The sequence below is a fragment of the Streptomyces cahuitamycinicus genome, assembly GCF_002891435.1.
In the GTDB taxonomy this organism is placed as follows: Bacteria; Actinomycetota; Actinomycetes; order Streptomycetales; family Streptomycetaceae; genus Streptomyces; species Streptomyces cahuitamycinicus.
Genome location: NZ_POUC01000533.1, coordinates 1 through 4,605 on the forward strand (window position 1 = coordinate 1; position 4,605 = coordinate 4,605).

The following is a 4,605-nucleotide window of genomic DNA, read 5'->3' on the forward strand; positions in this document are numbered from 1 at the left end:
GGCCGGTGCGGGCCCGGGGTGGGAGCAGGTACGGGAGGCGCACGCGGCCCTGCGGGCGCTGGCCGGGCGGATCGCGGACCCGGGGCTGCGTGCGGAGGTGCTCGGCGCGTGCGCTCTGCTGACGGCCGGGTCGGCCGGCTCGCCCCGGGTCCGGCTCGCGCCGCGCGAGGTGGACGTACTGGCGTGTGTCGCGGCGGGTGCGACGAACGCCGTCGCCGCCGACCGGCTGGGTGTGACGCCGGAGACCGTCAAGGGGTACCTGCGGTCGGCCATGCGGAAGCTGCGGGCCCGCACCCGTGGCGAGGCCGTGGTCGCCGCGCGCCGGGCGGGGTGGTTGCCATAGGTTTGTGGTGTTTTCTGTCGTGCCCGCTCGTTCGGGCTGTCGGAGGGTCCCCGACCGGGACACCGGCCTCCTGTTCCGCCGCATTCGGGAGACCGATGAATTCGCCCGTCGGCACCCGTTGTTATTTCCCTCACGACGCCGTCCCTCCGAAATTCAAAGAACTGTTGCCTAATATTGGCCAGGACACGACACAGGGAGGGGAGCGGTGACCGTGCGACGGGACTTCCAGGAGCCTCCCAGGAGCCGCCCCGACCTGGTCATCGGTCGGGAGGAACTGTTCACCTCGGCCCGTGAGCAGCTCGGCCGGGGCGGCAGTGTGCTGCTCCACGGTCCGGCCGGAATTGGAAAGTCGACGGCCCTGCGGGCGCTGGCCGCGGATTACGGCGGCGCGGCGCGGACGGTGTTGCGCTGCTCGGCGACCGAGTCGGAATCCCACCTGCCCTTCCTGGCACTGGCCGACCTGTTCGGGCTGGTCCTGGAGGACGTGTCGGGTGCGCTGCCCGGCGCCCAGCGCACCGCCCTGGAGTCGGCGCTGACCGGCCGCGGCGAGTCCACGCTCCAGCGGGACGGGCTCGCGCTGCGCCTGGCGGTGCTGTCGGCGCTGCGCGCCCTGGCCGCCAAGGGCCCGGTGCTCGTCGTCGCCGACGACCTCCAGTGGCTGGATGCCGCCAGTGCGGAACTGCTCGGCTTCGCGGCCCGCCGACTGGGTGACACGCCCGTGCAGATGCTGTGCGCGGTGCGGACCGAGGGCCAGGAGTACGACCGGCATCTGCCCGCCTCCCCGCCCGACACGCTCGCCGTCCGGCTGGGCCCGCTGAACCGTACGCAGGTCTCGGCGCTGCTCGACCACCGCGGCTACACGCCCCTGCCCCGCTCCACCGTCCGCGACATCCACCGCACCAGCGGCGGCAACCCGCTCTTCGCACTGGAGCTGGGCCGGGCCCTGGCCGAGAGTCCGGCCCGGCCGCGGCCGGGTGAGCCGCTGCCGGTGCCCACCTCGCTGCGGGCGCTGGTGCTGAGCCGGCTGGAGATGCTGTCGGACGAGGCGCGCCGCACCCTCCTGGTGGCCAGCGCCGGTGCCCGTCCCACACTGGCGCTGCTGCACGCGGCCGGCCGGGAGCAGGCCGAGGCCGAGACGGCCCAGGCGGCGGCCCTGGGGCTGCTCGCCACGGACCCCGAGGCACCGGCCCTGCGGTTCGCGCACCCGCTGATCTCGGCGGCGCTCTACGCGGAGGCTCCGGCGCAGGAGCGGCGGGCCGTGCACGCCGCGCTGTCCACGGCGGCCTCCGACCCGATCGAGCGGGCCCGGCACCTGGCTCTGGCCACCACCGGCACCGACCCGGACGTGGCGGCCCGGCTCGCCGAGGCCGGTGCGCTGGCCCGGGACCGCGGCGCGCCCTCCGTGGCCGCCTCGCTCGGGCTGCTGTCCGCCCGGCACACCCCGGCGGACAGCACCCCCGGCCCCGACGAGCGGCGCCTGCAGGCCGCCGAGGACGCCATCACCGCCGGCGAGGCCGATCTCGCCCGGGACATCGCCCGCGACGTACTGACGCGTGCCAGCGTGCCCGCGGAGCGGGTGCGGGCGTGGATGGTGGTCATCGAGGCGGCCGGGCAGGCCCTCGGCGAGGTCGACGCCGTCTTCCCGCAGGTCCTGGCCGACGCGGGCGACGACCCGCGCCTGCTCGCCCAGGTCTACTACCAGCTGGCCTGGCGCGGCCTGGTCGTCGAGGGCGACTTCGCCGAGGCCCGCCAGGAGGCCGCGCACGCGGCGGAGCTGGCCGCCCGGGGCGGGGACCGGCGCACCGAGCTGATGGCGCTGTCCTTCCAGGCCTCCACCGAGACCCTGATGGGCCACCCGGACGCCCCCGCGACCGTCAAACGGGCGTTGAAGGAACCCCAGGACCCCTATGTGGCCTGCCACCACAACGGCGCCGGGTCGGCCCGGTTCCGTTGGCTGATCATGAGCGACCAGCTGCCCGAGGCGCGGGCGACGATCACCGCGCTGCTGCGTGAGGTGCGCCGGCGCGGGATGGTCGAAAGCGAGGTGCACTTCCTGCGCTTCCTCGCCGACACGGAACTGCGCTCCGGGCACTGCGGCCGGGCTCTCGACCTGGCCCGCGAGAGTCTGCGGCTGGCCCGGGACTCCGGGATCGGCGAAGGCGCCTCGGCCATGCTCGCCTCCCTCGCGGAGGCCTCCGCCGGGGACGTCGACCGGGCCCTGGCCCTCGCCCGGGAGGCCGCTGACCACGCCGAGGTCGACGGTGACCAGATGTACCTGTCCCGGGCCCTCGCGGCGCTGGGCTACGCCCAGTTGGTGGCCGGCGACCCGGCCGCCACCGTCCGTTCGCTGCGCCGGGTCCGGGAGCTGGAGCAGGGCCTCGGTATCAACGACCCGGGGCGGGGCCGCTGGCACGGCGACCTCGCCGAGGCGCTGGTCCGCATCGGCGAGCCGGGCGAGGCCCAGGACGTCATCGACACGACCCGGGCGCACGCGCTGCGGCTGGGCCGGCAGAGCGTCCTGGCCGTCCTCGACCGGGCGGAGGCGCTGGTGCGGGCGGCACGTGGCGAACACGAGGCCGCCGCCGCCCGGTTGACGTCCGTGCAGGACCGGCTCGGCCGGCTCGGGTACGGGCTGGAGGAGGCCCGGGCCGCCTTCGCGCTGGCCCGCCTGCGCGCCCAGGTCGCCGGCTTCCCCCGCACCGGCGCGAGGCCCCTGCCGGGACCGGCGTCGTACGACGAGGCCGCCCGGCTGTTCCGGCGCTGCCGCGCGCTGCCGTGGCTGCGGCAGGTCGACGCCGCCGCCACGGCCGGTCCCGCGGCGGTGGAACCGCCCGCCGCCGCGCCGGCCGTCGCCCTGGACGCGCTGGCGGGCCTGGCCGCGATGGAGCGTCAGGTCGCCTCGCTGGTGATGGAGGGAGCGACCAACAGGGAGATCGCGGCACGCCTGTTCATCAGCGTCAAGACCGTCGAGGCGACGCTCACCCGGGTCTACCGCAAGCTCGGGATCCGCTCCCGGGTGGACATCGTCCGGCTGGCCGCGGGCCGCCGCACGACCTGACCCCGTCTGGGTTTACGGCGCCGGACCGAGGGTTATCCCTGCCCAACTCCCTTAGGGGGTTCCCTCATTGGGCCCCGGTCCGCCGGGCTCTAGCTTTGGGGCGTGCCGCTCGCCGGGCACACGGTGATCCGAACAACGGCGTCAGGGTCCCCGTGCATCACGACCACCCGCGCGACCCCCCACCGGCAACTCCCCAAGGAGACCCATGTTCGGGCTCAACGCTGCCAGGAAGGCCGCCGCCGTCGCCGCGGCGACCGCCGCCGCCGCCACGACCGCGCTGCTCGCCGCCCCCACGGCCGTCGCCGCGCCCCAGCCGATCGTCGGCGGCACCACGACCACGACGTCCGCGTACCCGTTCGTCATGCAGATCACGGACGCCTCGCAGAACCAGTTCTGCGGCGGCACCCTGGTCTCGCCCACGAAGGTCGTCACCGCCGCGCACTGCATGGTCGGCGAGACCACCGGCAGCGTGCGTGTCGTCGGTGGCCGCACCTACCTCAACGGCACCAACGGCACGGTGGCCAGAGTCAGCAAGATATGGATGCACCCGAGCTACACCGACGTCTCCAACGGCGACGACGTAGCCGTGCTGACGCTGTCGACGTCGATGCCGTACACCCCGGCGAAGTACGTCTCATCCTCCCAGACCTCGGTGTACGCGGCCGGTGCCTCCGCCCGCATCCTCGGCTGGGGTGACACCTCCGAGAACGGCAGCGCCTCCAACCAGCTGCGCACCGCGACCGTACCGACCGTGTCCGACTCCGGTTGCGCGAGCTCCTACGGCTCCGACTTCGTGAAGAGCGACATGGTGTGCGCCGGAAAGACCTCCGGCGGCGTGGACACCTGCCAGGGCGACAGCGGCGGCCCCCTGCTCATCGGGGGCGTCCTGGCAGGCATCACTTCCTGGGGCCAAGGCTGCGCCCAGGCCGGTTACCCGGGTGTCTACACCCGGCTGACCACCTTCTCCAACCTGGTCACGACGCAGGTCAACTCGTGACCGCTGGCTGACTCCTGAGTATCCCTCAGGTGCAAGACCAGGGGGCGTTGCGGGCCTCCACGAGCGGCCCGCAACGCCCCCTCTCCATGCCGGGACAGGCTCTTCAGGCCCGTACGACGCCGAACCGGATGTCGTACGACGACCCCGGGTGCATGACCCGCAGCATCCGCTCCCCCTCGGCGGTGACCTCGTCCTGCCGGGTCCGGG

At 74.4% G+C, this 4,605-nt stretch carries 3 protein-coding genes and 1 pseudogene; 3 read left to right on the forward strand and 1 reads right to left on the reverse strand.

Annotated features, from left to right (window positions below; all coding sequences use genetic code 11):
- From C1J00_RS38515 to C1J00_RS38525, 3 genes are all read left to right on the forward strand, one after another.
- Nucleotides 1–343, forward strand: a 343-nt coding sequence (locus C1J00_RS38515) for a response regulator transcription factor (protein WP_146046344.1), incomplete at its 5' end; no start/stop codon positions are given.
- A 205-nt stretch (nt 344–548) separates the two neighbouring features.
- Entirely contained in the window at nt 549–3,401 is a 2,853-nt protein-coding gene (locus tag C1J00_RS38520) for a helix-turn-helix transcriptional regulator (RefSeq protein ID WP_102913539.1), read from the forward strand.
- Nucleotides 3,402–3,606: 205 nt separating this feature from the next.
- The gene (locus tag C1J00_RS38525) at nt 3,607–4,398 is read left to right on the forward strand and encodes a S1 family peptidase (protein WP_102913540.1); all 792 of its coding nucleotides are present in this window, start codon (nt 3,607–3,609) and stop codon (nt 4,396–4,398) included.
- Nucleotides 4,399–4,501: 103 nt separating this feature from the next.
- On the opposite strand, the pseudogene C1J00_RS47400 reads toward C1J00_RS38525, so the two are convergent.
- Nucleotides 4,502–4,605: pseudogene (locus C1J00_RS47400) on the reverse strand (winged helix DNA-binding domain-containing protein); the annotation flags it as partial.